Raw genomic sequence first — 2,267 nt, forward strand, 5'->3', positions numbered from 1 at the left:
AGTCGCACATTATGGACCCGAAGCGGAGTGATCTACCCATGGCCAGGGTGAAGCGACGGTAAGACGTCGTGGAGGCCCGAACCCACTTAGGTTGAAAACTGAGGGGATGAGCTGTGGGTAGGGGTGAAAGGCCAATCAAACTCCGTGATAGCTGGTTCTCCCCGAAATGCATTTAGGTGCAGCGTCACGTGTTTCACGCCGGAGGTAGAGCTACTGGATGGCCTAGGGGGCCTACAAGCTTACCGAAGTCAGCCAAACTCCGAATGCCGGTGTGTGAGAGCGTGGCAGTGAGACTGCGGGGGATAAGCTTCGTAGTCGAGAGGGAAACAGCCCAGATCGCCGGCTAAGGCCCCTAAGCGTGTACTAAGTGGAAAAGGATGTGGGGTCGCTTAGACAACCAGGAGGTTGGCTTAGAAGCAGCCACCCTTGAAAGAGTGCGTAATAGCTCACTGGTCAAGTGATCCTGCGCCGACAATGTAGCGGGGCTCAAGTACACCGCCGAAGCCGCGGCATTCCAACATTAACCCGTCCCTTTCTTCGGATTGGGGCCAGGTGTTGGGATGGGTAGGGGAGCGTCCTGTGGCCGTGGAAGCAGCAGTGTGAACTAGCTGTGGAGGCCACGGGAGTGAGAATGCAGGCATGAGTAGCGAAAGACGAGTGAGAAACTCGTCCGCCGAATGACCAAGGGTTCCTGGGCCAGGTTAATCCGCCCAGGGTGAGTCGGGACCTAAGGCGAGGCCGACAGGCGTAGTCGATGGACAACGGGTTGATATTCCCGTACCCGTGTATCCGCGCCCAATGGCGAATCAGTTGTGCTAAGTATCCAAATGTGGACGGATCTCCTTCGGGAGACTTGAAGCGGCTGCATACGACCCTGGCTGTAGTAGTCAAGCGATGGGGTGACGCAGGAAGGTAGCTGGGCCAGGTGATGGAATACCTGGTGTAAGCCTGTAGGGCGTTGTGTAGGCAAATCCGCACAACATGTAGCCTGAGAGGTGATGCGTAGTCGTTGAGACGAATTCAGTGATCCTATGCTGCCGAGAAAAGCCTCTAGCGAGCTGGTACATGGCCCGTACCCCAAACCGACACAGGTGGTCAGGTAGAGAATACTAAGGCGATCGAGAGAACTGTGGTTAAGGAACTCGGCAAAATGCCCCCGTAACTTCGGGAGAAGGGGGACCACATCTGGTGACGGCTCTTGCAGCCTGAGCTGGGTGGGGTCGCAGAGACCAGAGAGAAGCGACTGTTTACTAAAAACACAGGTCCGTGCGAAGTCGTAAGACGATGTATACGGACTGACGCCTGCCCGGTGCCGGAAGGTTAAGAGGACCGGTTAGCGCCTTTGGGCGCGAAGCTGAGAATTTAAGCCCCGGTAAACGGCGGTGGTAACTATAACCATCCTAAGGTAGCGAAATTCCTTGTCGGGTAAGTTCCGACCTGCACGAATGGCGTAACGACTTCTCTGCTGTCTCAACCACAGACTCGGCGAAATTGCATTACGAGTAAAGATGCTCGTTACGCGCGGCAGGACGAAAAGACCCCGGGACCTTCACTATAGCTTGGTATTGGTGTTCGGTACGGTTTGTGTAGGATAGGTGGGAGACTGTGAAACCTGGACGCCAGTTCGGGTGGAGTCGTCGTTGAAATACCACTCTGATCGTATTGGGCTTCTAACCTCGGACCATGATCTGGTTCAGGGACAGTGCCTGGTGGGTAGTTTAACTGGGGCGGTTGCCTCCTAAAATGTAACGGAGGCGCCCAAAGGTTCCCTCAGCCTGGTTGGCAATCAGGTGTCGAGTGCAAGTGCACAAGGGAGCTTGACTGTGAGACTGACAGGTCGAGCAGGGACGAAAGTCGGGACTAGTGATCCGGCACCGGCAAGTGGAAGCGGTGTCGCTCAACGGATAAAAGGTACCCCGGGGATAACAGGCTGATCTTCCCCAAGAGTCCATATCGACGGGATGGTTTGGCACCTCGATGTCGGCTCGTCGCATCCTGGGGCTGGAGTAGGTCCCAAGGGTTGGGCTGTTCGCCCATTAAAGCGGCACGCGAGCTGGGTTTAGAACGTCGTGAGACAGTTCGGTCTCTATCCGCCGCGCGCGTTAGAAACTTGAGGAAGGCTGTCCCTAGTACGAGAGGACCGGGACGGACGAACCTCTGGTGTGCCAGTTGTTCCGCCAGGAGCATGGCTGGTTGGCTACGTTCGGAAGGGATAACCGCTGAAAGCATCTAAGCGGGAAGCCTGTTCCAAGATGAGGTTTCTCTCC

The 2,267-nt window shown here is 56.0% G+C and carries 1 rRNA gene; it reads left to right on the forward strand.

From position 1 onward, the window contains the following. Positions 1-2,267 (forward strand): 23S ribosomal RNA (locus ACWEVR_RS33950); the annotation flags it as partial.

It is taken from the genome of Nocardia sp. NPDC003979, assembly GCF_053605015.1.